Genomic DNA, 24,848 nt, shown 5'->3' on the forward strand with positions numbered 1-24,848 from the left:
CAGGGCCTTGACGGGTATCAGCGCAGCAGTGCCTGAATCTGCTCGTGCAAGGTGTCCAGGTCGAACGGCTTGGCCAAGATCGGTGCCTTGCGGGTGATCGGGCTTCCGGACTCGAGGATCTCGGCGGGGTAGCCGCTGATGAAGATCACTTTCAGGTCGGGCCGCAACTTCACCGCTGGCTCGGCGATTTCTACCCCGGAGATCCCGCCCGGCAGGCGGAAGTCGGTCACCATCAGGTCCAGGTGCGGCTTGCTGGCCAGGATGGCGAACGCCTGTTCACCGTCCTCGGCGACCAGCACGTGGTAGCCCTCGCCCGCCAGGTAGTCCCGCAGAATCATGCGTATCGCTGGTTCGTCCTCGACCACCAGCACTACGTCTTGTGCATCTTCACTCATGTTAACGCCTTGAAAATTCTTCCAGTTGGCCATCAGACCCCAGGCTTATGCAGAGGTTGCCCACGCCTGGTCGTTTAGTTGTTCCACTGCAGCCAGGGGCAGTTGCAGGGTGAAGGTCGCACCTTTGCCCACCTCGCTTTGCACCACAATCCGCCCGCCATGCGCTTGCACGATCTGGTCGGAAATATATAGGCCCAAGCCCAGGCCACCCGTAGCTTGCTGAGTTGCGACGCGCTCGAACTGCTGAAAGATACGTTGCTGGTTAGCCATGTCGATACCAATGCCTTGGTCCTGCACCTGCACGCACGCCAGGCCGTCCTGCTCGTACAGCCTTACCTGCACCGGTTTGCGTTCACCATAACGCAAGGCATTGGACAACAGGTTGGCCAGTACTTGTTCAATCCGAAATTCGTCCCACTCACCCTGCAGTGGCTGGCAATGCTGCAACTCGATGAACGTATCCAGTGCCGTGGCCTGGGCGGTGAAATTTTCCACCAACCGCTGCACCAGCTCGCTCAGGTCGAACGCTTTGGGCCGCAGCGACAGCTTGCCTGTACGAATGCGCGAAACATCGAGCATGTCTTCGATCAGGCGGATCAGGCTGTTGATCTGGCGCTCGTCGCGCTCGACCATGGCCTGCAGCTTGTCGGCGCTGAACGCCGCCAGGTTGCCCCGCGCCAGGTGCAGCTTGCGCAGTTGGGTTTCCAGGATCAGCCCGTTGAGCGGGGTACGCACCTCGTGGGACACGATCGACATGAAGTCGTCGCGCATGCGCACCGCATGCTCCAGCTCACCGCGCGCCGCCTGCAGCTGGCCCAGCAGCACTTCCTGCTCCTGGCGGCTGCGCTCCAGCGCCTGCAACTGGCGGTCAAGCACCTTGCGCTGGCGGTAAAGGTCGACGAACACCGACACCTTGCTCTTCACCGCAGCGGTATCCAGCGGTTTGTGCAGGAAGTCCACGGCGCCACTTTCGTAGCCCTTGAAGGCGTAGTTCATTTCACGCCCGGCTGCGGTCACGAAAACGATGGGGATGTGGCGGGTTTTTTCCGTACCGCGCATCAGTTCGGCCAGTTCGAAGCCGTTCATGCCCGGCATCTGCACATCGAGAATGGCCAGCGCGAACTCGTGTTCGAGCAACAGCGACAAGGCGGCTTCGGCAGACTGGGCCTGGTGCACCTCACGGTCCTCGCCCTGTATCAGGGCATCGAGGGCCAACAGGTTCTCTGGCAGGTCGTCGACGATCAGCAGTTTGGCGATAGTGTTGCTTAGCATGCGCTGGGTTCCAGGGCGGCGAGCAACTGCTCGATCCCACTCAAGGTAAGAATATGGTCGGGCTGATGGAGGGCCAGGGCGGCCTCGGGCATCAGCGCCACCTGTGCGTCGCGAGGGTCCTGGACGATGGTCCGGCCGCCGCTGTTCTTGATGTAAGCCAACCCCTGGGCACCGTCTTCATTGGCACCGGTGAGCAGCACGCCAAGCAGGCCGGCACCGTAGGCATCGGCCGCGGAAATGAACAGGTAGTCGATGGCCGGCCGGGAAAAATGCACCGGTGGTTCCTGGCTCAACGACAGGGTGAAGTCGCGTTCTACCGATAAATGATAGCCCGGCCCGGCCACGTAGATCTGGCCAGGGCGCAGCGGTTGCTTGTCACGTGCCTCACACACGGGACGAAGCAGGCGGCGTTGCAGCACCTCGGCCAGTTGGCTGTGGCGGTCATCCGGCAGGTGCAACACACAGACTACCGGAATGGCGAACCCCGAAGGCAACCCGCCCAGCACGGTGAACAGCGCGGACACCCCGCCAGCCGAGGCGCCGATCACCACCGCTTGTACGCCTTTCATGATTTGCGATAGATCCGTTCAGGCTTGACCAGCGGCTCGAAACCGTCGCTGTAAGCGGAAAAGTCGACCGACTCCTTACTGCCCAGCACCAGAAAACCGCGATGGCACAGCGATTCATGGAACAGGCCCAGGGCGCGGTCCTGCAGCTCCTTGTTGAAATAGATCAGCACATTGCGGCAAGACACCAACTGCGTCTCGGAGAACACGCTGTCGGTGGCCAGGCTATGGTCGGCGAAGGTCACGTTTTCACGCAGGGTGCTGTCCATGATCGCGTTGCCATAGGCTGCCGTGTAGTACTCGGCGAAATCCCGGCGGCCACCGGCGATGCGGTAGTTCTCGGCGTAGTCAAGCATGTTCTGCATCGAGTAGATGCCCTGCTTGGCTTTGTCCAGCGAGTGCGGGTTGATGTCGGTGGCGTAGATGATGGTGCGCTCGAGCAGGCCTTCTTCGCGCAGCAGGATGGCCATCGAATACACCTCCTCGCCCGTGCTGCAGCCGGCGATCCACACTTTGATCGATGGCCAGGTGCGCAACAGCGGCACCACCTCGGTGCGCAGCGCCAGGAAATGGCCCGGGTCGCGGAACATCGCGCTGACCGGAATCGTCAGGTACTGCAGCAACTGCATGAACATGCCAGGGTCGTGCAGCACGCGCTCCTGCAAGGCCGATACCGTCTGGCAACCGAACTGGCGCAGCGCATGCAGGATCCGGCGCTTGATCGAAGCGCCGGAATAATTGCGGAAATCATAGCTGTACTTGAGGTAGATGGCCTCGATCAGCAAGCGGATCTCGATATCGGTGTTACGTTCGCTAGTCAAATTCGCTCCAGTTGCGGCAGCCATACGCGGATCAGCGAGAACAGGCGGTCCAGGTCGATCGGTTTGGCCAGGTAATCGTTGGCGCCGGCCTGCAGGCAACGGTGCTGGTCATCTTTCATGGCCTTGGCAGTCACCGCAATGATCGGCAGCTTGCGCCAGCGCGGTTGCTGGCGGATCAGCCGGGTGGCTTCGAAGCCGTCCATTTCCGGCATCATCACATCCATCAGCACCAGGTCGATGTCGTCATGCTGCTCCAGGCGCTCGATGGCCTCGCGGCCGTTACGGCCGATTTCGACGATCGCGCCCTTGTGCTCCAGTGCACTGGTCAGGGCGAAGATATTACGCACATCGTCATCTACCAGCAGCACCTTGCGCCCCTCGAACACTTTGTCGCGGCTGCGCGCCGTCTTCAGCATACGCTGGCGTTCGTTGGACAACTGCGATTCGACCTTGTGCAGGAACAGCGTCACTTCGTCGAGCAGCCGCTCGGGTGAGCGGGCGCCCTTGATGATGATCGAGCGCGAGTACTTGAGCAGGTCGGTTTCTTCTTCGCGGGTCAGGTTGCGGCCGGTATACACGATCACCGGCGGGAAGGCGCGGATATCTTCGGCAGTCATGCGCTTGAGTAGTTCGTTACCGAGCATGTCTGGCAGCTTGAGGTCGATGATCATGCAGTCGTAGATGTTTTCCCGCAGCAGTGCCAAGGCCTCCTGCGCCATGCCTACGGCGGTGATCTCGACGTCGTCGTCACCGATCAGGCGGGCGATGCTTTCGCGCTGCAGGTCGTCATCTTCCACCAGCAGAATGTGCTTGAGCTTCTGCGTCAGCTTGGCCTCCAGGCGCGCGAAAACTTCCTTGAGCTCTTCGCGGCTGGTGGGTTTGACGGCGTAGCCCACTGCCCCCATGTGCATGGCGGCCTCGACACGGTCCTCGACGGAAATGATATGCACCGGAATGTGCCGGGTATCGGCCTGTTCTTTCAGGCGTTGCAGCACGGTCAGGCCGGAATGGTCAGGCAGGCGCATGTCCAGCAGGATCGCATCGGGTATGAACCGGGCGGCCAGCTCGAAACCTTCGTCGGCCGCATGCGCCACCAGGCAGCTGTAACCCAGCTCGTGGGCCAGGTCGAAGAGAATGCGGGCGAAGTTCGGCTCGTCTTCGATCACCAGGATGCAGCGGTTACTGAAAGGCGCCCGGTCACGGTCGTCGGTGAAGGCCAGTTGCGGCAGCTTCGGCGCCTGGGCAGTGGCGAGTTGCGGTACTGGCGGCAGGGTATCGACAGCCGGGCGCAGGCTAAGGGGCTCGACCTCCTGCTCCAGGTTCTCGTAGCGTTCGGGTAATACCAGGCTGAACACACTGCCCTGCCCGGGGCTGCTCTCGACACTGATCTGCCCGCCAAGCAGATGGGCAAGGTCGCGAGAAATCGACAGCCCCAGCCCAGTCCCGCCATACCGGCGGTTGCTGGTGCCATCGACCTGGTGGAACGCACCGAAGATTGCCTGCTGCTGGTCGGCAGCAATGCCGATGCCGCTATCGCGCACGGAAAACACGATGCCGCTGTCTGGCTGGTAGCCGATGTTCAGGCTGACCTGGCCGCGCTCGGTGAACTTGATGGCGTTGGACAGCAGGTTCTTGAGGATCTGCTCCAGTCGCTGGCGGTCGGTGAACAGGGTGGCAGGCACCTGAGCCTGGGCGGTGACCTCGAAGGCCAGTCCCTTTTGCCCGGCCAACGGCTCGAACATGTCGCGCAGGCCTTCGACCAGGCGGTCCAGGTGGGTGGTTTCAGGTCGCACTTCAAGCTTGCCGGCCTCGACCTTGGCGATGTCGAGGATATCGTTGATCAGGTTGAGCAGGTCGTTGCCGGCCGAGTAGATCGACTCGGCGAACTTGACCTGCTCACCGCTGAGGTTGCCTTCAACGTTCTCGGCCAGCAGCTTGGCCAGAATCAGCGAACTGTTCAGCGGCGTGCGCAATTCGTGGGACATGTTGGCGAGGAACTCGGACTTGTACTTGCTCGAACGCAGCAGCTCATCGGCGCGCGCCTGCAGCTCTTCCTGGGCCTGGGTCAGCTCCTCGTTCTTGCGGTCCAGCGCTTCGGTGCGGTCGGACAACTGCTCGTTGGTCTGCTCCAGTTCCGCTTGCTGGGTTTCCAGGTGGGCCTGGGACTCCTTGAGCACGCGGGACTGCTCCTCCAGCTCTTCGTTGGCCGTTTTCAGCTCTTCCTGCTGCACCTGCAATTCTTCGTTCAATTGCTGGGTTTCGGCCAGGACTTCCTGCAAGCGCTGGCGGTAACGGGCGCTTTCGATGGACATACCCAGGTTGCCCTCCACGCGCTGCAACAGTTCGTCGTCACGCGCCTGCAGCGGCCGCAGGAAGCCCAGTTCGAGCACGCCGTTGATCTGCCCGCCGTCGCTGGCCGGCATCAGCAGTGCACTGCGCGGCAAGCCCTTGCCCAGGCCGGAGCTGAGCTGGAAGTAGTCTTGCGGCAGTTCGTCCAGGCGCAGCAGCCGCCCTTCACGCACGGCCTGGGCCAGCAGACCCTCACCATCACCCAGCACCTGCTCGCGCGCCTGCTCTTCGGCATCCAGCCCATAGCAGGCAACGCGTACCAGGCGGCCATGCTCGTCGCGCACGTACAACGCCCCGACCACACTGCCCAGGTAAGAGGCAAAGAACCGCAGAATGTTGTCGCCGAGCATGTTCAGGGTCAGCTGCCCAAGCACTTGTTGAGCCAGCTGGGTCTGGCCGTTGCGCAGCCAGGCCTGGTGCTCCAGGCGCTCGGCAGAACGTTGCTGGGCCTTGAGGTTGTCGTCGTAACTGCTGGACAACGCCAACAGATCGCGGCGCCCCAGGTACGCCAGCAAGGCGCTGAGGCCAACGATCAGCAGCACGAACGCCGAAATGGAGGTTACGGTGACGGTGCTGACCTTCTCGTTGCGTGCCATGCGCAACTGCTGCTCGGTGGCAATGAGGTCGGCGAATTCCTTGCGAATCTCGTCTGTCAGGCGCTTGCCGCGGCCGTTACCGATCAGCTCCCGGTAGGGGCCGTCATTGCGGCGCAGGGTGATCATGCCGCTGCCGAAGTCATTCCAGGCTTGCTGCAAGGCGATCAGCCGGTCGATACGGTCAACTTGCTGCGGGTTGTCCTCGACCATGCCTTTCAGGCCCTGCAAGCTGCTGAGAATGCGCGGCTTGGCCACCTCATAGGGGTCGAGGAAGCGCTCGTCACCCGTCAGCAGAAAGCCGCGCATGCCGGTTTCCATGTCGATCGACAGCTTCACCGCTTCGTTGGCATTGCCAATGACCCGGTCGGTGTGCTCGACCCATTGCATGGCCGAAAGCAGGTAGTTGATCACCGCGACGAAGGCCACGGCACCCAGCAGGCCCACACCCAGAGGAAGGCCGATGTTGCGGCTCAACAACTTGCGGAAGCTGCGCTGGTCCATCGAGGCTGCTTGAATCATGAGAAAACGCCCGAGCAAGAAAATCCATGGAAAAGAGTGGCGGAACAATCGTTATGGTTATGTGCCGCTGCGCCGTGCCGACAAGCGAAGTCTAACCAGCTTTGACGGCTCTGGCAGGGCATTTAGCCAGTATTTGAAAGTGCTGTGTGCCAATCGTTCCATCTGATTGCAAGTATCGGTATCCTCGGGAACTTCTGCTGTCGCCTTGTGCACAGATCATAGACATTCAATTGCACAGGACCCGAACCATGCACCTTTTGGTAGTCGAAGACGACGAGATCGTACGTATGCTGATGCTCGAAGTGCTCGGCGATTTGGGCTACTCGGTGATCGAGGCGGAAAATGCCACCGCGGCGCTCGAGGTATTGGAAGACCAGCGCCAGCCGTTGGCGCTGATGATGACGGACGTGGGCCTGCCGGACATGCGCGGCGAGGCGCTGGCAGCCAAGGCACGCGAACTGCGGCCACTGTTGCCGGTGCTGTTCGCCAGTGGCTACGCCGAAAACATTGATGTACCGGAGGGCATGCACATGATCGGCAAGCCGTTCAGCATCGACCAGCTGCGCGACAAGGTGCAGGGGATTCTCGGCACCGCCTGAATTCGGCGGCACCCGCTTACCAAGCGCGCAGGGAGCGCAGGGGCCAAGGAACGGTGCCCGCTACACCTCCCTGCGCAACAGGTAGGTGTCCATGATCCACCCTTTGCGCGCCCTTTCCCGCGCACGCACTTCAAGAATCTGCGCCTTCACCGCCTGCAGCGGCCCGGCGATCAGCCGTTCGTCAGCCGTGCCCAGGTAAGCGCCCCAGTAAATCGTCAAGGCCGGGTCATCAATAGCTGCGAACGCGCACTGCCCATCGAGCATGACAACCACATTGTCGATACTCCCCTGCCCGGCCAGACGTCGACCAGGCAGCACGGTCAGCGGTTCGCCAATGCGGTTGAGCGCAACCCGGTGGCGCGCCGCCAGTGCCTGCACGCTGCTGATGCCCGGAATGACCTGCAGGTGCAGCGCGCCAACTCGCTCGCAGACCAGGTCGAGGATGCGCAAGGTGCTGTCATAGAGCGTGGGCTCGCCCCACAGCAGAAAGGCGCCGGTTTCGCCGTCGCCGAGTTCCTGTTCGATCAGTTGCGCATACAGCGCTGCACGTTGTACGTGCCAGTCCTGTACCGCCTGCACATACGCGTCGGCCTGCCCATCGCGCAGCGGGTCGGCGACCTGAACCAGCCGATAGCCGCCCTCGGGCCGGTACCGCTGCAGGATGGCCTTGCGCAGCTGCACCAGCTCGTTCTTGACGCTGCCCTTGTCGAGCACGAAGAACACGTGGGCCTGGCGCAAACCGTCGACGGCTTCGTACGTGACCTGGCGTGGGTCCCCCGGGCCGATGCCGATCAACAACAGCTGTTTCATTGTGCTGCCCTCCGGTGCTGTTCAGCAGCCATTGTCGGGCGCCAGCAGGCCGCTGGCAAAGCACCCGTTCAGAGCAGCGAGAAGTTGTAGCTGACGATCACCCGCGTTTCGTCCATATCCCGCGCCCAGCGCTCATAGTTGCTGCGGTAGGTGGAATTACGCAAACGCACGCTGACGTCCTTGAACGTGCCACTTTGCACTTGGTACTTGAGCTCGCTGTCGCGCTCCCACTCCTTGCCTTCGGCATGGCTGCCTGGCACCTGGATATGGTCACCGTTGATGTACCGGGTGAAGAACGTAAGGCCAGGCACACCCAACGCCTTGAAGTCATAGTCATAGCGCACTTGCCAGGAGCGCTCCTGGGCGGCGGCAAAATCATTGACCTGTGCATAGTTGACCAGGTACGGGTTGCTGCCATCCAGGTAGGGCATGGCGCTGTCGCCATACATGCGCTGCCAGCCAGCACTGAGCTTGTGACCACCCAGGCTGTAGCCGAGCATGCCGCTGACGGCGCGGTGGTCGATAGCGCCCGCGCGGGCGTTGCCGATGTCGTCGCTTTTGATCAGCCGCAGGTCGGCAGCAAGGCTACCCACCGGCAGCGGTTGGCTGGCCACCAGGCCGAAATACTGCTGGCGATAGATGTTCTCCAGCCTGGCCACTTGATACTGGGCACCGAAACGCTCGTTGACCCGGTAATCGACCCCGGCGAGGTCGAAGTGGTCGGCTTGGATGTCGCAGGCGTAACGCTTGTTCTTGCAATGCACGCGAATGTTTTGGCGGTCGGTTGAATCCCTTGCGGTGTACCGATCCAGGCGTGCCAGGGTGAACTTCAGATCGCGGCGTTCCTCGGAGGTCAGCATGGCGCCCTGGAACATCGTCGGCAGCAGGCGGCCATCGTTGTACTTGAGCAGGGGCACATCCGGCATCATCGAACCGTATTTGAGCACCGTGTTGGATACTTTGACCTTGGCCGCCAGGCCCATCTTTGCATACTGGTCGGCGGAGTGCCGAGGGTTGTGCCCGGAAGACGGCAGCAAGCCGCTGTTACTGTCGGCGGGGCTGGAGTCCAACTTCACACCGAACATGCCCAGCGCATCCACACCGAACCCTACCAAGCCTTCGGTGTAACCCGACTGTACATTGAGGATAAAGCCTTGGGCCCACTCTTCTCGCTTGGACGCCCCTTGGCCGGAACTGCTGTGGCCGTCACGGAAATCCCGGTTGAAGTAGACAGTGCGTGCTTCAACCTTGGCACTGCTGTCTTCAAGAAAACCGCCAGCCTGGGCGTTGGCACCGGCACATAACAGGAACAGGCTGGCGACACGACGCCCGGGGGCGAGAGGATAGGGGGAAAACATGCAGGGAAACATCCAGATTCAAAGCGGGTTAACAACCGGTGGCAACGACTTGCCACGGTAATGGGACATGACCGCGCAACAGCCAGCCATACTTTGAAATGATCGCGTAACGGCTCTGGCGCGGGCCATTGGACCATGGTCTAAGCGCCCTGCCAGGCCGCTTCGGCGAGTCGCCTGTATCGCGCATGGGCAACTAGGAAAGTTCCCCGCTTACTTACAATAAGTTTGCAGTTTACCCCGCCCCAATGTGTGACTACACTCGCTATCAACGAACAGTAAAACCCACCTGCGTGGCCGGCGTATTCATGCCTTTCAATGTTCGTCACGCCCCGCCACAGCCGACGTACAGGAGTGATTACAGTGTCCAGACTTGCAGAGTTTCGTGCTGCGGAAAAAGCGCTCCAGGAACAGATGGCGCAACTGGAAGCGTTGAAAAAAGATGCCGGGTTAAAGCGCGAAATCGAGTTCGAGCAGAAACTCGTCAACCTGATGAAAAGCTACGACAAAAGCCTGCGCGATGTCATAGCCATACTTGACCCCAAAGCCGGGGTGCGCACCACCGGCCCTGCCCCCAAACAGCACCGTCGCCCGCGGGTGGTGAAGGTTTACACACACCCCGAGACCGGCGAGCGGATCGAGACCAAAGGCGGCAACCACCGCGGTCTCAAAGCCTGGAAAGAGCAGTATGGCGCCGCCGAGGTGGAAAGCTGGGCTCGCTGATGAAACATCAACACGTGCTTCACACTTTTTTCACAAGGGCTGGCTCAGTATCGAGGCAGCTAAAGGACTAGCGACCCCATCACGCGCCCGCACATGCGGGCCTCTAATTCCAGCGCCCTGCACCCGTGCAGGGCGCTTTCATTTGCGCAATCGGCGCACTGACGTATCATGGCCAGCCTGTCTGTTTTGCCGGCGCCCCGTGCCCGGCCCTGCCTCAGGAGTTCCCATGAGCCTGCACGATCTGCAAACCTTGCCTGGTGTCACCGCACAACCTGACGCCGCCACCGCCCAATTCGTCTTCAACCACACCATGCTGCGGGTCAAGGACATCGAAAAGTCCCTGGACTTCTACACCCGTGTGCTGGGCTTTCGCGTGGTAGATAAGCGTGATTTCCCCGAAGCCGCTTTCAGCCTGTACTTCCTGGCCCTGGTCGACCCGGCGCAGATCCCCGCCGATGATGCCGCCCGTCACCAGTGGATGAAATCGATCCCTGGCGTGCTGGAGCTCACCCACAACCACGGCACCGAAAACGATGCCGATTTCGCCTATCACGATGGCAATACCGACCCACGCGGCTTCGGTCACATCTGCGTGTCGGTACCCGATGTACGCGTCGCCTGTGCGCGCTTCGAAGCGCTAGGTGTACCGTTCCAGAAGCGCCTGCAGGACGGGCGCATGAACCACCTGGCGTTCATCAAGGACCCGGATGGCTATTGGGTCGAAGTGATTCAGCCGGCCGACCTCGCAGGCTAAGCGTTCGTCGGGGGCGGGAACCACCGCCCCCTTGCTGTGGTATATGAAGGTAATTGCTTCCCATGCCACAGCGAGGTAAGAACCATGCAATCCCTTCACTGTGAATACCGCAAGCACACCATCACCGCCAGCGTGATGCCCCATCCTGACTCGCCCCTGCCCTACGCCGTCGGTTGCCTGATCACCGCCCCTGATGGCCATACCAGCAGGCGCCTGTCGATGCCGATGAAGTTCTTCTCCGACCTGGAACGTGCCCAGCATGTGTCACTGGCCCACGGTCGAGCGCTGGTCGACCAGCAACTGGACGCCGGCACCAAGGTATTCTGATTGCCCCCTTGGCCTGTAGCGGCCTCTTCGCCAGCACCGCTGCCATACCGCGAAGGAGCCGCTGCTGGTGCAATCAGATATCGCGAGCGTACGCCACGGCGGCATCGACTTGCGCTGGCGTCGGCCTCACACCTGTGTACAGCACGAACTGCTCCAGCGCCTGCAGCGCAATCACCTCAAGCCCGGTAATCACGGGCTTGCCCAGCGCTTGGGCGCGGCGAATCAACGGTGTTTGCGCGGGCATGGCCACCACATCGAATACCCGCTCTGCAGCAGCGATGGCGATGTCCGAAAACGCCAGCTCTTCAGCTTCTGCGCCCCCCGCCATGCCGATCGGCGTCACATTCACCAGCATCGGCGGGCAGATATCGCCGAGTTCTGGCAGCCAGCGGTAGCCGCACATATCCGCCAGCTGCTGCCCCGCCTGGGCATTACGCGCGACGATGGTGCCTTCGGCAAAGCCGGCATCGCGCAAGGCGCTGGCAACGGCCTTGGCCATACCGCCGCTGCCGCGCAGGGCGAAAGCGGTTGCCGGGTCGACCTGGTGCCGGGTCAACAACTGGCGTACGGCCAGATAGTCGGTGTTGTAGGCTGTGAGGCGACCGTTTGTGTTCACCAAGGTGTTGACCGACTCGATGGCCGCTGCCGACGGGTCGATCTCGTCTACCAGCGCCATGCACGCTTCCTTGTATGGCATCGATACCCCACACCCGCGTATGCCCAAGGCTCGAATTCCCGCTACCGCGGCCGGGAGGTCGTCGGTGCGCATGGCCTTGTAGTAAAAGTCCAGGCCCAACTGTTGGTACAGGTGGTTGTGAAAGCGCACGCCGAATGTACCGGGGCGGCCTGCCAGGGAAATGCACAGCACGGTATCCCTGCCGGGAGTTGTCGACATAGCCTGCTCCTGAGTCATGACTGAAACGTTTGTGCAGCGTACCAGAGGCAACCGCTGTTCGTCCCTTACACAACCTTTACCATTGCCCTGCGCGCAATTGACAAATACCGGAGTCATATTAGTGACACCCCACTTTAGGGGTTTACTCGCGAGGTTGATATGAACCGTCTCATTCCCGGAATCGCCCTGCTGGTCGGCGCTTTGGCCATCAGCGGGCCTGCAGCTGCCCACGGTGGTTACGGCCATGGCGGCGGTTGGTACGGACCGGGCCCGCTACTGGGCGCTGCCGTGGTTGGCGCGGTGGTTGGCGCTACGGTGTCTGGCGGGCACGACCGTACGGTGTACGTGGAACGCCAGCCGGTGTACTACCCGCCGCAACCGGTGTACGTGCAGCCGCCGCCGCAGCCCGTCTATTACCAGCCTTATTATGCGCCGGCCCCGCCACCGCCAGGCTACCGGGCCTACTACGGCCCGCCACGGGTGTATTACGGCCCGCCACGCTGGTAAGGGTTGATAGAAGTAATGACCACTATCGACAACGTTGATTTCAAACCCTGGTAGCGGCTACGTATGGTAGGCCCATGTTTCACAGGAGGTCCCCATGGCCACTATCCAGATCATGTCCGTTGTCGGCAGCGCTGTTCCGGTTTCACTGCGTGAACAAGGCCTGTTGGCCTGCTGGTACCTGGTGCGCAACGGCGAGGCTGTGAGTGGGCCGGTGCCGACCCTCGCCCAAGCCCGCGCATTGGCTGAACTGTTGCAACCAGGCACCTTGGTGGCCTGACCCGAATTTGTTGTGCGTTGCTCCCTACGCCCTTGTGCCCGCCGAAATGGCGGGCTTTTTTTTGTGTGGCCATGGTGGGTGCGGGTCGTCGGTCGTTTCACGCCTTGGCCCGGGCCAGTTGACTGGTCAGGGCCACGACCCTGCCTTGCAAGCGGCCGACGGTGACCACCAGTTCATTGCGCTCCTTGGCGAACTGGTCAGCCTTGGCCTCCGCCTCACGGCGGGCATCGCGCTCGCTATCGAGCAGCTCGGTCAGGCGGCGAATCACGGCAATGTCTGCATTGTCCAGCGCGCGGTCTGCCGCATCTCTGGACAGCCATTTGCGCAGCCATAGAAAGGCCCCGAACAACACGGTGCCTGTACCACCCAGCCACGTAAGGGTGCCTGGGCCGAGGTCGGTGGGATCCATGTAAACCTCTTTACTGACGAGATGGGCAATCCACGGCATTGCATCGCCGTGGCTTTTATTGTCTGGAGGTTTAATTTAGCCTAGGGGTAAATTTACCTCAAGGGAAATTTAGCCATGCGCACATTTAGCAGAGAGCTAAACACTGGCATGCTTCGCCTTATGGACATCTATGAAATCCGCAAGCAGAACCTGGTCAAGCTGATCGCCGACCAGAAAAAGGGCGCCTGCGCCGAGCGCTGGGGCATGGCGCCTGCGCACCTGAGCCAGATTCTCTCCAACAGGACCGCCAAGAACCTGGGCGACGACGTGGCGCGGCGGATCGAGGGTATCGAAGGCTTGCCACGCGGCTGGTTCGACGCGCTGGCGCCCGGCGATTACCCGCAGGCCTCGGGCGGGCCTGCCGACGGCGCGGTGTGCGCCGCCGACCTGGTCAAGCAGATGCTGGCAAAAAGTGGCAAAGGCATCCCCGAAGAAACCCGCCAGAGGCTGCTGGCCGCGGCTGCCGAGCCCGCGGAAAGCGTATTGCTGCAGGCCGACCACGGCCGGCCCGGCCTGGTGGGCGATGAGGTATGGATTGCCCACTATGATGTGCGCGCGGCCATGGGCGGCGGCCAGATCCCCCATGACTACCCGGAAATGTTCAAGGATGTGCGGGTCAGCCCCAGCCACCTGCGGGAACTGGGTGTGGAATTCAGCGAGCACAACCACCTGAAGATGGTCACTGGCTGGGGCCAATCGATGGAGCCCACCATCAGGCACCGTGACCCACTGATCGTCGATGTGAGCATTCGCGAGTTCGTGGGCGACGGGATCTACTTTTTCGCGTGGGGTGACCATATCTACATCAAGCGCCTGCAGATTGCCGATGACGATCATTTCGAGATGATTTCCGACAACTCACGGCACAAGGACCGCCTGATTCGCCGCGAAGAAACCTATATCCAGGCCAGGGTCCTGCTGGTGTGGAATGCCCACCTCGTGTAAGGCGCCACCTGCCCCGGCAGCGGCCTGGCGCCGGTATTTCAGAACGGCGCAGCAGGCATCAGTGACCCACAGCCCTGCTCGACGCTCACTTCGTCAAACTGCTGGCCGGCGTGGCGCTGCCAGCGCACCAGCACGCTGCCATCAGGGTTGAAGGTCAGGTCCAACTCGGGTGTTTCCAGCAGCAGCCCCATCACCTCTTCCCATTCCGCGTCGCCATCGCTGTGCAGGCGATGCACCAGTACCCAGCGCTGGGTCTGGGCCACAGGGTGGTTGATCATCGACGATACCCGCAGGCTCAGGCGCTCTACACCCGACATTCCCGGGGGCTGAAGGGTAGTCGACGCTGTTTGCATAGGCATATTGTCATCCTGATATATGTATATTTGTACAGTACATGGCGAAAGCTTATCGCACAGCCAAATCCAGCGTAAAGGCCTTGCCCTGAAAATTTTCGCCAACAGGTAATTTCACCCCCCAGCGTAATTTTAGCTTTAAGCTATTGACATTTAATTTAGCTATTGGCTAACTTCTCAACCAGGCAGCATTCAGTCTGCCCTTCAAAACTGGCTGTTCATGAGGAGTTACCATGGCCGTAGACATCAGCAACCTGTTGATTGCCACCCCGGTGGCAGTATCCGCAACCAACCCCGTTGCCCTGGAACTTGACGGTGACGAAGCCATTGCCCGCCTCCCAGAGGTGGTCACGTTACTCAGTGACGGCTCGATCCAGTTTTCTGCGCCGACCAAAGGGGCGTCGAGCAAGAGTACCCACCGCACCCGCTGTGAATGGACCGAGACCCGTTCCTGGACGCTGGCCAGTGCCGCGGACCATTGGAGCCGTCAAAGCATGACGTTGACCAAGGTCAACGCCGCGCAGAAGGTGGTCATTGCCCAGATGCACGTGCGCGGCGACGACGGCCCGCCCGTCAAGGTGTTCTGGAAGAAAGGTGATATCACCTTGGGCTTTCGCCAAACCTATGACCAGGCTGACCCAGTGAATTCGACGGTGCTCAAGGGCGTACCGCCGGGCGCGCAGTTCGGCATCAGCCTGCACGTCACGGCACAGGGCCTGGTCACGGTCACCGCAACCTGCAAGGGAGCAACCGGTACTTCAGGTGGTTTGCAACTCGACGGCAGTTGGGCTTCGCGCCTGTTCGAATTCCACGGCGGCGTTTACAACCAGGTCGACTACAACGACCAAACGCCGGTCGACGATGGCTCGATCTGCATTATCAGCGACCTGACGTTGATACATGGCTGAGGCGACAACGCCCTTTGCGTGCCGGCCCTCCTGTTCACGGGTCGGTACCGGACCTGATCAGAACTGAGCGCTCAGTTTGCCCCCGCCCCTATCACCGTTCGGCGCACTTCATGAACAGCACATGAAGGGTACACAATGGGTACGGGATTAAATTTCGTTCACGTTGCGCCCTTTAGATATAAGGCATTCGACAGCCGTTCAGCCATACTCCAGAATGCAGCGGTTTTTGGGGGAAAACCCTTGCACAGCCAACGACATACCAACCTTTAGTGAGCCTCAACGTGAAAACATCCCTGTCCATTCTCAGCCTGCTGCTGTTGCTCACAGGTACCGCGACGCTGCCGTCGACCGCTGCTGCACAACCCCCGGCCAAGGTGCAACGCGACCCCTCCAAACTGCACCTGGCTTCGGGCAGCGCGCTGCTGATCGACCTCAATACCAACCAGGAGCTGTACTCGAACCACGCCGACCGCGTGGTACCGATCGCTTCGGTGACCAAACTGATGACCGCGATGGTGGTGCTGGACGCCAAGCTGCCCATGGATGAGATGCTCACCATGACCATCGCCAACAACCCGGAGATGAAGGGCGTGTATTCACGGGTACGCCCCGGCAGCCAGCTCAATCGCCGCGAGACCCTGCTGATTACCTTGATGTCTTCGGAAAACCGTGCAGCCAATAGCTTGGCCAACGCCTACCCCGGTGGCTACCCGGCATTCATCAAGGCGATGAACGCCAAAGCCCGCAGCCTGGGCATGGCCCATACCCGCTACGTAGAACCTACCGGGCTTTCGACGCAGAACGTGTCGACTGCGCGCGACCTGTCCAAGCTGCTGATGGCCTCGCGCAAGTACCCGATGCTGAGCGAGCTGTCGACCACCCGTGAGAAGACCGTGGCCTTCCGCAAGCCCAATTACACCCTGGGCTTCCGAAACACCGACCACCTGGTGAACAAGAGCAACTGGGACATCAAGCTGACCAAGACTGGTTTTACCAACGAAGCCGGGCACTGCCTGGTGCTGTTGACCCGAATGGATAACCGCCCTGTGGCGATGGTCATCCTGGATGCCTTCGGCAAGTACACCCATTTCGCCGATGCCAGCCGCCTGCGCCAATGGCTGGAAACCGGTGCAGCCAAGCCAGCGCCGGCGGTGGCCATGCAGTACAAGGCAGATCGCCAGGGCAAAGGGCGCGTAGCGGCCGAGTAAGCTGGGCCGAACTTACAGGCCATGGCGCCGTCAGGCCGTGGCGCTGACCATTGAGCCGGAGCTGCTGCCACCCTCTTGCTGCAGCAGCGCCAGCAATTGCGCGGTAGCGGCCATGATCTGACCGTTGAGGGTGGCGATGCTTGCCTGTTTGGCACCGACCGCAGCCGCCTTGGATGTCTCATCCATCTTGCTGTTCTGCAACGCGGCAAGCTGCTTCTGCTGCTCGGCCAATTGCTTCTGCAAGTCCTTGATCAACTGTTGCAGGGCGCTTACCGCCTCTGACCCGCCAGTGCCCGCTGTATCCGTTGCCTGTGCCTGGCTACCCGCGGATACCCTCAGGCTGTCGCTGCTGATTTGCAGCGGGCCCACCGCTTCGCCGGCCTGCTTGGCCTGGTCGCGTTCAGCGGCGGCATTAGCGCTGCGCGCCTGCGCCGATACGCCATTGATCATGAGGTTGCCAGCTGTGATGACGGCCATGTCGGTCCCTGTCTGAAAGATCGGTCTTTGCGCTAACCATCCTATCGGCCAATTCGCGCCGCGCTTTAGCCCAATTAAATTCCTTGTCCGCAGGCTCGTTCCACCTCATGTACTTGCACAGCGGCCGAAGCCCCGGCGGGCGTGCCTATTCGAGCATTCAGGGAATCACCATCATGAGCCAGCCCACACAGCAGGACACCATCAAAGATCTGATCGGCGTGGGCTTCGGCCCTTCCAATCTGGCCTTGGCCATTGCCCTGGAGGAACTGGCAGAGTCACAGGGCCATGCCCTGGACGCGCTGTTCATCGACAAGCAACAGGACTACCGCTGGCACGGTGAAACCCTGGCGACACAGAGCGAGCTGCAGATCTCGTTCCTGAAAGACCTGGTGTCGCTGCGCAACCCGACCAGCCCCTACAGCTTCGTCAATTACCTGCACCAGAAACAACGCCTGGCGGACTTCATCAACCTGGGCACTTTCTACCCCTGCCGCCTGGAGTACAATGACTACCTGCGCTGGGCCGCCGAACACTTCGCCGGCCAGGCCGTCTATGGCCAGCAGGTGCTGCGGATCGAGCCGCAGGTACAGGGCGGCCGGGTCGAGCACCTGCGCCTGGTGTCGCGTGATGCGCAAGGCCGCGAATACAGCCGCCGCACCCGCTCGGTAGTGGTCGGCAGCGGCGGCACACCGAAAATTCCGGCGAAGTTCGGTGCTTTCAAGGATGACCCGCGGGTGTTCCACCATTCTCAGTACCTGAGCAGCCTGAACAAACTGCCGTGCACGCAGGGCGCCCCGATGCGCATCGCCGTGATCGGCTCGGGGCAGAGCGCCGCCGAGGCGTTCATCGACCTCAACGACAGCTACCCTTCGGTCAAAGTCGACATGATCCTGCGCGGCTCGGCCCTCAAGCCCGCCGACGACAGCCCGTTCGTCAACGAGATCTTCTCGCCGGACTACACAGACCTGGTCTTCAACGAGCCAGCCGAGCAGCGCAGCAAGCTGCTGGGCGAGTACCACAACACCAACTACTCGGTGGTCGACCTCAACCTGATCGAGCGCATATACGGCATCCTCTACCGGCAAAAAGTCGCCCACCAGTATCGCCACAACGTCTTGTGCCGCCGCCAGATCGATGCCGTGGTCGCCACCCGCGAGGGCCTGGAGCTGACCCTGCGTGACCTTGCCACCGACCAGCAGCAAACGCACCGCTACGATGCCGTGATTCTCGCCACCGGCTACGAACGCCGCTCGCACCGCGACCTGCTGGCCCCCCTGGCCGGGTACCTGGGCGACTTCAGCGTCGACCGCAACTACCGCGTGCTGGCCAGCCCCGACCTGCAAGCCTCGGTCTACCTGCAGGGCTTCTGCGAAAACAGCCACGGGCTTAGCGACACCCTGCTCTCGGTGCTGCCGACACGTGCCGCGGAGATAGCCAGGGCCCTGTACCAGGACCTCGCACAACTGCACGGCAAACCTTCTGCGGCAGTGGCACTGACCAGCGCCTGACCGCCAGAACACGAGCCGCCCTGGCCGACCTGACGCCCCCTGCGCAGGTCGGCTCTGTCGTTTGAAACATTTGCTTTCATTTTAATCGGCAGGATTTCGATTCTCATTCGTCCTTATCAGTACAGCCCTCTTTGGTTGGGCGCACGCTCGACCACCCATAGCAGAAGACCCGTCTGATGGCCAAATCGTTGAAAAAATCCAAATCCAGGCTGTGGTTCCTGGTGCACAGCTGGCTCGCCTTGCCGATCTGGTTCTTTGTATTGATCGTCTGCTTCACGGGCATGCTCGCGGTGGTCAGCCAGGAAATCGTCTGGCTGGCCAACCCCGATGTACGTGCCAGCAAGCCGGACACCGACGCCGAACGCCTGAGCTTCCAACAGGTGCTGAACGCCCTGCATGAAGCAGAGCCGGATATGGTCGTGCGCTCCATCATTCAGCCTGAGGGCTCACACTTCGCCCTCACGGCCAATGTGACCTTCCCGGACGGCACCACCCCGACCTTGTACGTCAATCCTTACACCGGTGCGATTCAGGGCAAATCCCCCGACTTCAACTTCCAAGCCTTCACCCGCGCCCTGCACGGCTGGTGGCTGGTGCCCTTCACCAACGGTTTCAGCTGGGGCTGGTACCTGGTGTCCATCCTCGGCCTGCCCATGCTCGCTTCGCTGGTAACCGGGCTGGTGGTGTACAAAAAGTTCTGGAAAGGCTTCTTCAAGCCGGTACGCACAGGGCACGGTTCGCGCATCTTCTGGGGCGACCTGCACCGCCTGGCCGGTGTCTGGTCGATCTGGTTCATCGCGGTCATTTCCATCACCGGTACCTGGTTCTTGATCCAGGCGATTCTGTTCGACAACCACATCAGCATTTCCAGCGAGCCGATCGTGCCGGTCATCGCTCGCGAAGAAGTGCCCCAGACCGCCGATGGCAGCCCAGCCCCACGGATCGACCTCGATGAAGCGGCACGCATCGCTGGCCTGGCGATTCCAGGGCTGGAAATCAACTTCATTGCGTTGCCTGCCACCGCTTACAGCCATATTTCCATGGGCGGGCGGAGCTGGTATCCGCTGATGGCCCAAAGCGCCGAGGTCAACCCCTACACGCGCAAGGTGGACAGCCAGTTCCTGCTGGGCGACCGCTCCGCCCTGGAGTTCGTCACCGAGTCCATGCGCCCCTTGCACACCGGTGACTTTGGCGGCCTGCCGATCAAGCTGATCTGGTTCTTCTTCGGCCTGGTGCTCACCCTGATGGTGTTCAGCGGCTTGCTGATCTGGACCAAACGTACGGCGCAAGCCACCGCTGCCGCGCTGAAGCGTAGCGAACGCGCACCCCATACTGCGCCCACTCGGACCTCGCTGGAGATGCAACGATGAGCCACATCCAGGCCGTGCCCGTCAGCCCGCTGAAACAGTGGTGGTTGAAGTGGCGTTTCCACTTGAACATCCTGCTGATCCTGATCCCGCTGGGTTTCATGCCCAAGTATTTCAGCGACGCAAAGCTGTTCCGCGGCGAGGCAGGGCTGGGGGCGAATGTGATCACCGGCATCCAGGCCGGCCCCTACACCCTGGACGTGGCGGAACTGCGTGACGAAGCCCCCCGCAGAGACGGCCCGGCAGGCGACTTCAAGGTATTCAGGGCAGCGCTGTGCAAGGTGTGCGTCAACGACGTGAAGGCCGTTTACCTGCGCATCGGCAAACCGCGCAGCCTGCGGGCGGCTGGCACGATCTTCTTCGGCGCGCCCTACGCTATGGCCACCAATCTGCCGATCCCCCCACGCACCAAACCCGACGCCCAGATCTGGATCACCGTGGAAGGCTGGGACGGCAGCATGCACCAGGCGTCTGTCCCGCTGGCCAAGGCATCGCCAGCCACCGTGGCCTGGCTCGAGAAAAAAGGAGGCAAGAAATGAAATACCTGCTGCGCACCCTCGCCCTGCCCTTGCTGGCACTGGCCGCAAGCCCGGCACTGGCCCACAACCCCATGTGCGAATGCGAAGAACTGGCCAGGGGCCAAGTCAAGTGCACCGGTGGTTTCTCGGACGGCAGTGGCGCCCCCGGGGTAACCCTGGATGTGATCGGCTATGACGAGCAAGTGCTGGTCGGCGGCAAGCTTGGCGACGATTCGACCCTGACCTTCAAGCGCCCAGACGGCGAATTCTACGTGCTGTTCGACGCCGGGCCCGGGCACGTGGTGGAAGTCGACTACGCCGACATCGCCCAGCCATGAGCCGCGCTCACGTGATTCGCCCGGCCGGAGCCGGGCACGAAACCCTGTACGTGCTGTTGGCCAGCTTGCTGATAGTGGCGTTGGCGGCTGGCGTGGTGTGGCTGCGCGGCGAGCGCGAGGACGAACAAGCCATCGCCACCCACCAGATCGACGCCCGCCGCGACCTCACTGCGGCCGAGCAAGGCCTCTACACCGACCTGCGGGTGGCATTCGACGAGATCCAGTTGCTGCGTGAAGAAAACGCCGCTGCACCTGGGGTACAGGCCCTGGCCGATGAAGGCCTGCCACCATTCGTGGTCGACGCCGGCAGCCAGAGCCGGGGCAGCCACCAATGGACCTGGCTGGAGGCTGGCGCCTACCTGGGCCGCAGCCAGGCACCCGAAATTGCCGGCAGCCTGCTGCTGATCCTGCCACCCGACAGCACCGGCCAGGCCGATATCTGGTTGCGCCGCGACAGCGCCGCAATCATCCCGGATGACCTCGGCCAGGCGGCACTGATCGCCGCTGGCTGGCAACAGGTGGTCAGCCACTACGACGCCGGGGTTACCCGCGAACACCGCCACTGAACCGAAGGACTCGCCCATGTTTCGCTCCGCCCTCGCCCTGCTCCTGGCCCTGGCCCTGCCGGCAATGGCCCTGGCCGATAACGGCAAGCCGCTGCGTATCGGCATCACCTTGCACCCCTACTACAGCTACGTGAGCAACATCGTTGGCGACAAGGCCGAGGTGGTGCCGCTGATTCCGGCGGGCTTCAACCCGCACGCCTACGAGCCCCGGGCCGAAGACATCAAGCGCATCGGCACCCTGGACGTGGTGGTGCTCAATGGCGTTGGCCATGACGACTTTGCCGACCGCATGATCGCTGCCAGTGAAAAACCTGATATCGCCACGATCGAGGCCAACCAGAACGTACCGCTGCTGGCAGCTACCGGCATTGCTGCACGCGGTGCCGGCAAGGTGGTCAACCCGCACACTTTCCTGTCGATCAGCACGACCATTGCCCAGGTCAACAATATTGCCCGCGAGCTGGGCAGGCTCGACCCGGACAATGCCCGGTTCTACACGCAGAACGCCCGGGCCTACGCCAAACGCCTGCGTGGCTTGCGTGCCCAGGCACTGGCCAAGGTCACCGAGGCCCCCAGCGCGACCTTCCGCGTGGCCACCATCCACGCAGCCTACGACTACCTGGTCCGCGACTTCGGCCTGGAAGTGACCGCCGTGGTCGAACCCGCCCATGGTATCGAGCCAAGCCCGGCGCAGCTGAAGAAGACCATCGACCAGCTCAAGGCACTGGACGTGAGGGTGATCTTCTCGGAAATGGACTTCCCCTCAGCCTATGTCGAAACCATCCAGCGTGAGTCTGGTGTGCGCCTTTACCCCCTCACCCACATTTCCTATGGCGAATACACCAAGGACAAGTACGAAGTGGAAATGAAGCGCAACCTCGACACCGTGGTCCGCGCCATTCAGGAGAACCGCGCATGACCGCCGCTGCCAACCTGGCAACCGCCTGCGGGCCGCGCATCACCTTTGCCGGTATCGACCTGACCCTGGGCCGCACCCGTATCCTCGAACAGGTCAGCTTCACCGTCGCCCCGGGCAGCGTGCACGCCATCGTCGGCCCCAACGGCGGCGGCAAGAGTTCGCTGATCAAGACCCTGCTCGGGCAAATGCCCCACCATGGTGAACTGACCCTGCACTGGCCAGGGCAAGGCGAGGTGATCGGCTACGTCCCGCAGGCCCTGGAGTTCGACCGCGGGCTGCCAATGACCGTGGATGATTTCATGGCCGCCATGTGCCAGCGGCGCCCGGCCTTCCTGGGTTTGTCGCGCAGGGTGCAGCCTGCCATCGATGCTGCGTTGGCGCGGGTTGGCATGCTGGAAAAGCGCAAGCGGCGCATGGGGGCCTTGTCGGGCGGTGAGCGCCAGCGGGTGCTGCTGGCCCAGGGGCTCATCCCCGAACCACAACTGCTGGTGCTGGACGAGCCGATGTCGGCGCTCGATGAAGCCGGCATTCAGGTGTTCGAACAACTGCTGCTGGCCTGGCGCCAGGCGGGGACCACTGTGTTGTGGATCGAACACGACCTGGAAGCGGTGCTGCGCCTGGCAGACCGGGTTACCGGGCTGAGCCGCCAGGTACTGTTCGACGCCCCGCCAGCCCAGGCCCTGACGCCGGAGCGCCTGCTGGGCCTGTTTTCCGTCCACCCGCGTAGCGAGAGCATTGCCTGATGAGTTTCGAAACCCTTCGCCAAACGGTCCAGGACTGGGCCACTGCCGGCTACCTGCCCGAGGCGCTGGCCTATGGCTTCGTGGTCAATGCCTTGCTCGCCGGCCTGATGATTGGCCCGGTGCTGGGTGGCCTGGGCACCCTGGTGGTGGTCAAGCGCTTTGCATTCTTTTCCGAAGCGGTCGGCCATGCCGCACTGACCGGCGTGGCTATCGGCATCCTGCTGGGCGAGCCCTACACCGGGCCTTATGGCAGCCTGTTCGGTTACTGCCTGCTGTTCGGCATCCTGCTGAACTTCCTGCGTAACCGCACCGGGTTGTCACCGGACACACTGATTGGCGTATTCCTCTCGGTGTCGCTGGCGCTGGGCGCCAGCCTGCTGCTGATGCTGGCGGGCAAGATCAATGTGCACATCCTCGAGAACGTGCTGTTCGGTTCGGTGCTGACCGTGAGCGGGCAGGACCTGGTGGTACTGGGCATCGTCGCCATACTGGTGCTGGCCTTGGCGCTGCCGCTGTACAACCGCATCATGCTGGCCAGCTTCAACCCGCAGTTGGCGGCTGTACGCGGCGTGGCGGTGAAAACACTGGACTACCTGTTCGTGGTGCTGGTGACCCTGGTCACCGTGGCTGCAGTGAAGGTGATCGGAGCCATTCTGGTCGGTGCGTTGCTGGTGATCCCGGCTGCCGCCGCGCGCCTGGTCAGCCAGTCACTGAAGGGCTTTTTCTTCCTCTCGGTGCTCATCGCCACCATCAGCACGTTGTTCGGCATCCTGCTACCGATCGTGTTCGACCTGCCGGTGCCGTCGGGCGCCGCGATCATCCTGGTCGCCGGTCTCTGCTTCGCCCTCGCTGCGCTCGCCCGCGCCCTCGTTCCCCGCCTGCAAGGAAACCCGGCATGAACCTGAAACACCTGACCCTGGCACTGGCCCTGGCCAGCCTGCCGTCGCTGTCTTTCGCCACGCAGGTGCTGACCACCTTGCCGATCACCCACAGCCTGGCCAGCGCCCTGCTCGAGGGGACCGGCGTACAACTCAAGCGCGCAGCCCCGGCCAACCTGCCGGCCAGTCGCCAGCCGTCGTACTTCAGCGGCCGTGGTGGCGCCAGCCTGGACAAGGCTGCGCAACAGGCCGATGCGGTGATCGGCGTACGTTCGATCTGGCGCGACGACCCGTTATACCCGATGGCCCGGCGCAGCAATATCCGCATTGTCGAGATCGATGCCGCACGACCGGTGGACGGCGCCTTGCCAGGTATTGCGGTGAGTGGCGACGATGCCTACAACGCCTACCCGTGGCTGAACCCGACCAATCTGGGGCGCATGGCCGACGTCGTGGCCAACGACCTGGAACGCCTGGCGCCGAGCGAAAAAACGAAAATCCAGGGCAACCTGGCCGCGCTCAAGCGCCAGCTGTTGGAACTTGCCGCCAGCAGCCAGACGCAGTTGGCCAAGGTCGACAACCTCACAGTGGTCAGCCTGTCGCCGCGGTTGGGTTACCTGGCCAGCGGCCTGAACCTGGATGTGGTGCAGCAGCCGCTGCCAACGGCGTGGGATGCTGCCGCGCTGAAGGCGCTGGAGGCCAACCTGAAGGCACAGGATGTAGCGTTGGTGCTGGACCATCGCCAACCGGAGCCGCCGCTGGCCGCAGCGATCCAGGCGGCCGGCGCGAAGCTGGTGGTGGTGGACAGCGACCCGGATGATGCGTTTGCCGGGTTGAAGGCCAGTGTCGAACAAGTCGTCGGGGCACTTGGCGAAAGCTGATCAACAGTCCGTCGCAAATCCTGGGG

30 protein-coding genes are annotated in these 24,848 nt (G+C 62.1%); 19 read left to right on the top strand and 11 right to left on the bottom strand.

What is annotated here, in order from left to right; translation table 11 throughout:
* Nucleotides 1-17: 17 nt before the first annotated feature.
* Genes EGJ22_RS02745 through EGJ22_RS02765 form a run of 5 tightly spaced genes read right to left on the bottom strand, consistent with a single transcriptional unit; the run spans nucleotide 18 to nucleotide 6,518 of the window.
* Complete coding sequence (locus EGJ22_RS02745) at nucleotides 18-395, bottom strand: response regulator (protein ID WP_009686481.1); 378 nt, start codon at nucleotides 393-395, stop codon at nucleotides 18-20.
* 45 nt (nucleotides 396-440) lie between these two features.
* Entirely contained in the window at nucleotides 441-1,667 is a 1,227-nt protein-coding gene (locus EGJ22_RS02750) for a hybrid sensor histidine kinase/response regulator (RefSeq protein ID WP_009686480.1), read from the bottom strand.
* The gene (locus EGJ22_RS02755) at nucleotides 1,661-2,236 is read right to left on the bottom strand and encodes a chemotaxis protein CheB (protein ID WP_029887038.1); all 576 of its coding nucleotides are present in this window, start codon (nucleotides 2,234-2,236) and stop codon (nucleotides 1,661-1,663) included. Before EGJ22_RS02755 ends, EGJ22_RS02750 begins: the two co-directional genes overlap by 7 nt.
* Nucleotides 2,233-3,054 carry a protein-glutamate O-methyltransferase CheR gene (locus EGJ22_RS02760; RefSeq protein ID WP_009686478.1) on the bottom strand — a complete coding sequence of 274 codons (822 nt, stop codon included), beginning with the start codon at nucleotides 3,052-3,054 and terminating at the stop codon, nucleotides 2,233-2,235. The genes EGJ22_RS02755 and EGJ22_RS02760 overlap by 4 nt, the downstream gene beginning before the upstream one ends.
* A complete protein-coding gene (locus tag EGJ22_RS02765; RefSeq protein WP_029887037.1) occupies nucleotides 3,051-6,518 on the bottom strand; it encodes a response regulator in 3,468 nt (1,155 codons plus the stop codon). Before EGJ22_RS02765 ends, EGJ22_RS02760 begins: the two co-directional genes overlap by 4 nt.
* On the opposite strand from EGJ22_RS02765, the gene EGJ22_RS25940 reads away from it, so the two are divergent.
* Nucleotides 6,517-6,684 (top strand): hypothetical protein, encoded by a 168-nt coding sequence (locus EGJ22_RS25940; RefSeq protein WP_155273753.1) that lies wholly within the window; start codon nucleotides 6,517-6,519, stop codon nucleotides 6,682-6,684. The two genes, EGJ22_RS02765 and EGJ22_RS25940, sit on opposite strands and share 2 nt — an antisense overlap.
* Before the next feature lie 82 nt (nucleotides 6,685-6,766).
* Entirely contained in the window at nucleotides 6,767-7,117 is a 351-nt protein-coding gene (locus tag EGJ22_RS02770) for a response regulator (RefSeq protein ID WP_029887036.1), read from the top strand.
* Nucleotides 7,118-7,177: 60 nt separating this feature from the next.
* On the opposite strand, the gene cobF is transcribed toward EGJ22_RS02770, so the two are convergent.
* Together cobF and EGJ22_RS02780 are read right to left on the bottom strand one after the other, a co-directional pair.
* Entirely contained in the window at nucleotides 7,178-7,927 is a 750-nt protein-coding gene (gene cobF, locus EGJ22_RS02775) for a precorrin-6A synthase (deacetylating) (RefSeq protein WP_029887035.1), read from the bottom strand.
* Between the two features lie 68 nt (nucleotides 7,928-7,995).
* Entirely contained in the window at nucleotides 7,996-9,285 is a 1,290-nt protein-coding gene (locus tag EGJ22_RS02780) for an OprD family porin (RefSeq protein WP_064314595.1), read from the bottom strand.
* A 360-nt stretch (nucleotides 9,286-9,645) separates the two neighbouring features.
* Between EGJ22_RS02780 and EGJ22_RS02785 the strand changes: the two genes are divergently transcribed.
* From EGJ22_RS02785 to EGJ22_RS02795, 3 genes are all read left to right on the top strand, one after another.
* Complete coding sequence (locus EGJ22_RS02785; RefSeq protein ID WP_029887033.1) at nucleotides 9,646-10,005, top strand: histone-like nucleoid-structuring protein, MvaT/MvaU family; 360 nt, start codon at nucleotides 9,646-9,648, stop codon at nucleotides 10,003-10,005.
* Nucleotides 10,006-10,231: 226 nt separating this feature from the next.
* The gene (gene gloA, locus EGJ22_RS02790; RefSeq protein ID WP_009686470.1) at nucleotides 10,232-10,759 is read left to right on the top strand and encodes a lactoylglutathione lyase; all 528 of its coding nucleotides are present in this window, start codon (nucleotides 10,232-10,234) and stop codon (nucleotides 10,757-10,759) included.
* An 84-nt stretch (nucleotides 10,760-10,843) separates the two neighbouring features.
* Complete coding sequence (locus tag EGJ22_RS02795) at nucleotides 10,844-11,086, top strand: hypothetical protein (protein WP_029887032.1); 243 nt, start codon at nucleotides 10,844-10,846, stop codon at nucleotides 11,084-11,086.
* Between the two features lie 73 nt (nucleotides 11,087-11,159).
* On the opposite strand, the gene EGJ22_RS02800 is transcribed toward EGJ22_RS02795, so the two are convergent.
* Complete coding sequence (locus tag EGJ22_RS02800; RefSeq protein WP_009686468.1) at nucleotides 11,160-11,981, bottom strand: shikimate 5-dehydrogenase; 822 nt, start codon at nucleotides 11,979-11,981, stop codon at nucleotides 11,160-11,162.
* A gap of 159 nt (nucleotides 11,982-12,140) precedes the next feature.
* Between EGJ22_RS02800 and EGJ22_RS02805 the strand changes: the two genes are divergently transcribed.
* Both EGJ22_RS02805 and EGJ22_RS02810 read left to right on the top strand, forming a co-directional pair.
* Nucleotides 12,141-12,488, top strand: a complete 348-nt coding sequence (locus EGJ22_RS02805; protein ID WP_009686467.1) for a hypothetical protein — start codon at nucleotides 12,141-12,143, stop codon at nucleotides 12,486-12,488.
* 94 nt (nucleotides 12,489-12,582) lie between these two features.
* A complete protein-coding gene (locus EGJ22_RS02810) occupies nucleotides 12,583-12,765 on the top strand; it encodes a hypothetical protein (protein ID WP_009686466.1) in 183 nt (60 codons plus the stop codon).
* Between the two features lie 97 nt (nucleotides 12,766-12,862).
* Here EGJ22_RS02810 and EGJ22_RS02815 read toward each other — a convergent pair whose 3' ends face one another.
* Nucleotides 12,863-13,174, bottom strand: coding sequence for a hypothetical protein (locus EGJ22_RS02815; RefSeq protein ID WP_009686465.1), 312 nt, complete (start codon nucleotides 13,172-13,174; stop codon nucleotides 12,863-12,865).
* A gap of 159 nt (nucleotides 13,175-13,333) precedes the next feature.
* Here EGJ22_RS02815 and EGJ22_RS02820 point away from each other — a divergent pair, with 159 nt between their 5' ends.
* Nucleotides 13,334-14,158 carry a S24 family peptidase gene (locus EGJ22_RS02820; protein WP_064314596.1) on the top strand — a complete coding sequence of 275 codons (825 nt, stop codon included), beginning with the start codon at nucleotides 13,334-13,336 and terminating at the stop codon, nucleotides 14,156-14,158.
* A gap of 38 nt (nucleotides 14,159-14,196) precedes the next feature.
* On the opposite strand, the gene EGJ22_RS02825 is transcribed toward EGJ22_RS02820, so the two are convergent.
* A complete protein-coding gene (locus EGJ22_RS02825; protein ID WP_029887030.1) occupies nucleotides 14,197-14,517 on the bottom strand; it encodes a DUF1654 domain-containing protein in 321 nt (106 codons plus the stop codon).
* A gap of 227 nt (nucleotides 14,518-14,744) precedes the next feature.
* Between EGJ22_RS02825 and EGJ22_RS02830 the strand changes: the two genes are divergently transcribed.
* A complete protein-coding gene (locus EGJ22_RS02830) occupies nucleotides 14,745-15,419 on the top strand; it encodes a polysaccharide lyase family 7 protein (RefSeq protein ID WP_029887029.1) in 675 nt (224 codons plus the stop codon).
* 281 nt (nucleotides 15,420-15,700) lie between these two features.
* Nucleotides 15,701-16,627 carry a D-alanyl-D-alanine endopeptidase gene (pbpG, locus tag EGJ22_RS02835; RefSeq protein ID WP_029887028.1) on the top strand — a complete coding sequence of 309 codons (927 nt, stop codon included), beginning with the start codon at nucleotides 15,701-15,703 and terminating at the stop codon, nucleotides 16,625-16,627.
* A gap of 30 nt (nucleotides 16,628-16,657) precedes the next feature.
* Here pbpG and EGJ22_RS02840 read toward each other — a convergent pair whose 3' ends face one another.
* Nucleotides 16,658-17,104 carry a hypothetical protein gene (locus EGJ22_RS02840; protein WP_029887027.1) on the bottom strand — a complete coding sequence of 149 codons (447 nt, stop codon included), beginning with the start codon at nucleotides 17,102-17,104 and terminating at the stop codon, nucleotides 16,658-16,660.
* Between the two features lie 173 nt (nucleotides 17,105-17,277).
* Here EGJ22_RS02840 and EGJ22_RS02845 point away from each other — a divergent pair, with 173 nt between their 5' ends.
* From EGJ22_RS02845 to EGJ22_RS02885, 9 genes are all read left to right on the top strand, one after another.
* Nucleotides 17,278-18,612, top strand: coding sequence for a lysine N(6)-hydroxylase/L-ornithine N(5)-oxygenase family protein (locus EGJ22_RS02845; protein WP_029887026.1), 1,335 nt, complete (start codon nucleotides 17,278-17,280; stop codon nucleotides 18,610-18,612).
* 176 nt (nucleotides 18,613-18,788) lie between these two features.
* Nucleotides 18,789-19,982: a PepSY domain-containing protein gene (locus tag EGJ22_RS02850; RefSeq protein WP_029887025.1), complete on the top strand. Its 1,194-nt coding sequence runs from the start codon at nucleotides 18,789-18,791 to the stop codon at nucleotides 19,980-19,982.
* A complete protein-coding gene (locus tag EGJ22_RS02855) occupies nucleotides 19,979-20,518 on the top strand; it encodes a hypothetical protein (RefSeq protein ID WP_029887024.1) in 540 nt (179 codons plus the stop codon). The genes EGJ22_RS02850 and EGJ22_RS02855 overlap by 4 nt, the downstream gene beginning before the upstream one ends.
* Nucleotides 20,515-20,835 carry a hypothetical protein gene (locus tag EGJ22_RS02860; RefSeq protein ID WP_029887023.1) on the top strand — a complete coding sequence of 107 codons (321 nt, stop codon included), beginning with the start codon at nucleotides 20,515-20,517 and terminating at the stop codon, nucleotides 20,833-20,835. The genes EGJ22_RS02855 and EGJ22_RS02860 overlap by 4 nt, the downstream gene beginning before the upstream one ends.
* Nucleotides 20,832-21,401 (top strand): DUF6162 family protein, encoded by a 570-nt coding sequence (locus tag EGJ22_RS02865; RefSeq protein ID WP_029887022.1) that lies wholly within the window; start codon nucleotides 20,832-20,834, stop codon nucleotides 21,399-21,401. Before EGJ22_RS02860 ends, EGJ22_RS02865 begins: the two co-directional genes overlap by 4 nt.
* A 16-nt stretch (nucleotides 21,402-21,417) precedes the next feature.
* Nucleotides 21,418-22,320 (top strand): metal ABC transporter substrate-binding protein, encoded by a 903-nt coding sequence (locus EGJ22_RS02870; RefSeq protein WP_110678520.1) that lies wholly within the window; start codon nucleotides 21,418-21,420, stop codon nucleotides 22,318-22,320.
* Nucleotides 22,317-23,063: a metal ABC transporter ATP-binding protein gene (locus EGJ22_RS02875; RefSeq protein WP_009686451.1), complete on the top strand. Its 747-nt coding sequence runs from the start codon at nucleotides 22,317-22,319 to the stop codon at nucleotides 23,061-23,063. The genes EGJ22_RS02870 and EGJ22_RS02875 overlap by 4 nt, the downstream gene beginning before the upstream one ends.
* Complete coding sequence (locus EGJ22_RS02880; RefSeq protein ID WP_009686450.1) at nucleotides 23,063-23,962, top strand: metal ABC transporter permease; 900 nt, start codon at nucleotides 23,063-23,065, stop codon at nucleotides 23,960-23,962. The genes EGJ22_RS02875 and EGJ22_RS02880 overlap by 1 nt, the downstream gene beginning before the upstream one ends.
* The gene (locus tag EGJ22_RS02885; RefSeq protein WP_029887289.1) at nucleotides 23,959-24,822 is read left to right on the top strand and encodes a metal ABC transporter solute-binding protein, Zn/Mn family; all 864 of its coding nucleotides are present in this window, start codon (nucleotides 23,959-23,961) and stop codon (nucleotides 24,820-24,822) included. The genes EGJ22_RS02880 and EGJ22_RS02885 overlap by 4 nt, the downstream gene beginning before the upstream one ends.
* The last annotated feature ends 26 nt before the right edge of the window (nucleotides 24,823-24,848 follow it).

The sequence above is a fragment of the Pseudomonas sp. p99-361 genome, assembly GCF_003935475.1.
Taxonomy (GTDB): domain Bacteria; phylum Pseudomonadota; class Gammaproteobacteria; order Pseudomonadales; family Pseudomonadaceae; genus Aquipseudomonas; species Aquipseudomonas juntendi.

What these genes read in the sequence shown, in the direction of transcription:
- EGJ22_RS02745 (WP_009686481.1), bottom strand. Translation starts at nt 395, where the DNA reads ATGAGTGAAGATGCACAAGACGTAGTGCTGGTGGTCGAGGACGAACCA.
- EGJ22_RS02750 (WP_009686480.1), bottom strand. Translation starts at nt 1,667, where the DNA reads ATGCTAAGCAACACTATCGCCAAACTGCTGATCGTCGACGACCTGCCA.
- EGJ22_RS02755 (WP_029887038.1), bottom strand. Translation starts at nt 2,236, where the DNA reads ATGAAAGGCGTACAAGCGGTGGTGATCGGCGCCTCGGCTGGCGGGGTG.
- EGJ22_RS25940 (WP_155273753.1), top strand. Translation starts at nt 6,517, where the DNA reads ATGAGAAAACGCCCGAGCAAGAAAATCCATGGAAAAGAGTGGCGGAAC.
- EGJ22_RS02765 (WP_029887037.1), bottom strand. Translation starts at nt 6,518, where the DNA reads ATGATTCAAGCAGCCTCGATGGACCAGCGCAGCTTCCGCAAGTTGTTG.
- EGJ22_RS02770 (WP_029887036.1), top strand. Translation starts at nt 6,767, where the DNA reads ATGCACCTTTTGGTAGTCGAAGACGACGAGATCGTACGTATGCTGATG.
- cobF (WP_029887035.1), bottom strand. Translation starts at nt 7,927, where the DNA reads ATGAAACAGCTGTTGTTGATCGGCATCGGCCCGGGGGACCCACGCCAG.
- EGJ22_RS02780 (WP_064314595.1), bottom strand. Translation starts at nt 9,285, where the DNA reads ATGTTTTCCCCCTATCCTCTCGCCCCCGGGCGTCGTGTCGCCAGCCTG.
- gloA (WP_009686470.1), top strand. Translation starts at nt 10,232, where the DNA reads ATGAGCCTGCACGATCTGCAAACCTTGCCTGGTGTCACCGCACAACCT.
- EGJ22_RS02795 (WP_029887032.1), top strand. Translation starts at nt 10,844, where the DNA reads ATGCAATCCCTTCACTGTGAATACCGCAAGCACACCATCACCGCCAGC.
- EGJ22_RS02800 (WP_009686468.1), bottom strand. Translation starts at nt 11,981, where the DNA reads ATGTCGACAACTCCCGGCAGGGATACCGTGCTGTGCATTTCCCTGGCA.
- EGJ22_RS02805 (WP_009686467.1), top strand. Translation starts at nt 12,141, where the DNA reads ATGAACCGTCTCATTCCCGGAATCGCCCTGCTGGTCGGCGCTTTGGCC.
- EGJ22_RS02810 (WP_009686466.1), top strand. Translation starts at nt 12,583, where the DNA reads ATGGCCACTATCCAGATCATGTCCGTTGTCGGCAGCGCTGTTCCGGTT.
- EGJ22_RS02815 (WP_009686465.1), bottom strand. Translation starts at nt 13,174, where the DNA reads ATGGATCCCACCGACCTCGGCCCAGGCACCCTTACGTGGCTGGGTGGT.
- EGJ22_RS02820 (WP_064314596.1), top strand. Translation starts at nt 13,334, where the DNA reads ATGGACATCTATGAAATCCGCAAGCAGAACCTGGTCAAGCTGATCGCC.
- EGJ22_RS02825 (WP_029887030.1), bottom strand. Translation starts at nt 14,517, where the DNA reads ATGCCTATGCAAACAGCGTCGACTACCCTTCAGCCCCCGGGAATGTCG.
- EGJ22_RS02830 (WP_029887029.1), top strand. Translation starts at nt 14,745, where the DNA reads ATGGCCGTAGACATCAGCAACCTGTTGATTGCCACCCCGGTGGCAGTA.
- EGJ22_RS02840 (WP_029887027.1), bottom strand. Translation starts at nt 17,104, where the DNA reads ATGGCCGTCATCACAGCTGGCAACCTCATGATCAATGGCGTATCGGCG.
- EGJ22_RS02845 (WP_029887026.1), top strand. Translation starts at nt 17,278, where the DNA reads ATGAGCCAGCCCACACAGCAGGACACCATCAAAGATCTGATCGGCGTG.
- EGJ22_RS02850 (WP_029887025.1), top strand. Translation starts at nt 18,789, where the DNA reads ATGGCCAAATCGTTGAAAAAATCCAAATCCAGGCTGTGGTTCCTGGTG.
- EGJ22_RS02855 (WP_029887024.1), top strand. Translation starts at nt 19,979, where the DNA reads ATGAGCCACATCCAGGCCGTGCCCGTCAGCCCGCTGAAACAGTGGTGG.
- EGJ22_RS02860 (WP_029887023.1), top strand. Translation starts at nt 20,515, where the DNA reads ATGAAATACCTGCTGCGCACCCTCGCCCTGCCCTTGCTGGCACTGGCC.
- EGJ22_RS02865 (WP_029887022.1), top strand. Translation starts at nt 20,832, where the DNA reads ATGAGCCGCGCTCACGTGATTCGCCCGGCCGGAGCCGGGCACGAAACC.
- EGJ22_RS02870 (WP_110678520.1), top strand. Translation starts at nt 21,418, where the DNA reads ATGTTTCGCTCCGCCCTCGCCCTGCTCCTGGCCCTGGCCCTGCCGGCA.
- EGJ22_RS02875 (WP_009686451.1), top strand. Translation starts at nt 22,317, where the DNA reads ATGACCGCCGCTGCCAACCTGGCAACCGCCTGCGGGCCGCGCATCACC.
- EGJ22_RS02880 (WP_009686450.1), top strand. Translation starts at nt 23,063, where the DNA reads ATGAGTTTCGAAACCCTTCGCCAAACGGTCCAGGACTGGGCCACTGCC.
- EGJ22_RS02885 (WP_029887289.1), top strand. Translation starts at nt 23,959, where the DNA reads ATGAACCTGAAACACCTGACCCTGGCACTGGCCCTGGCCAGCCTGCCG.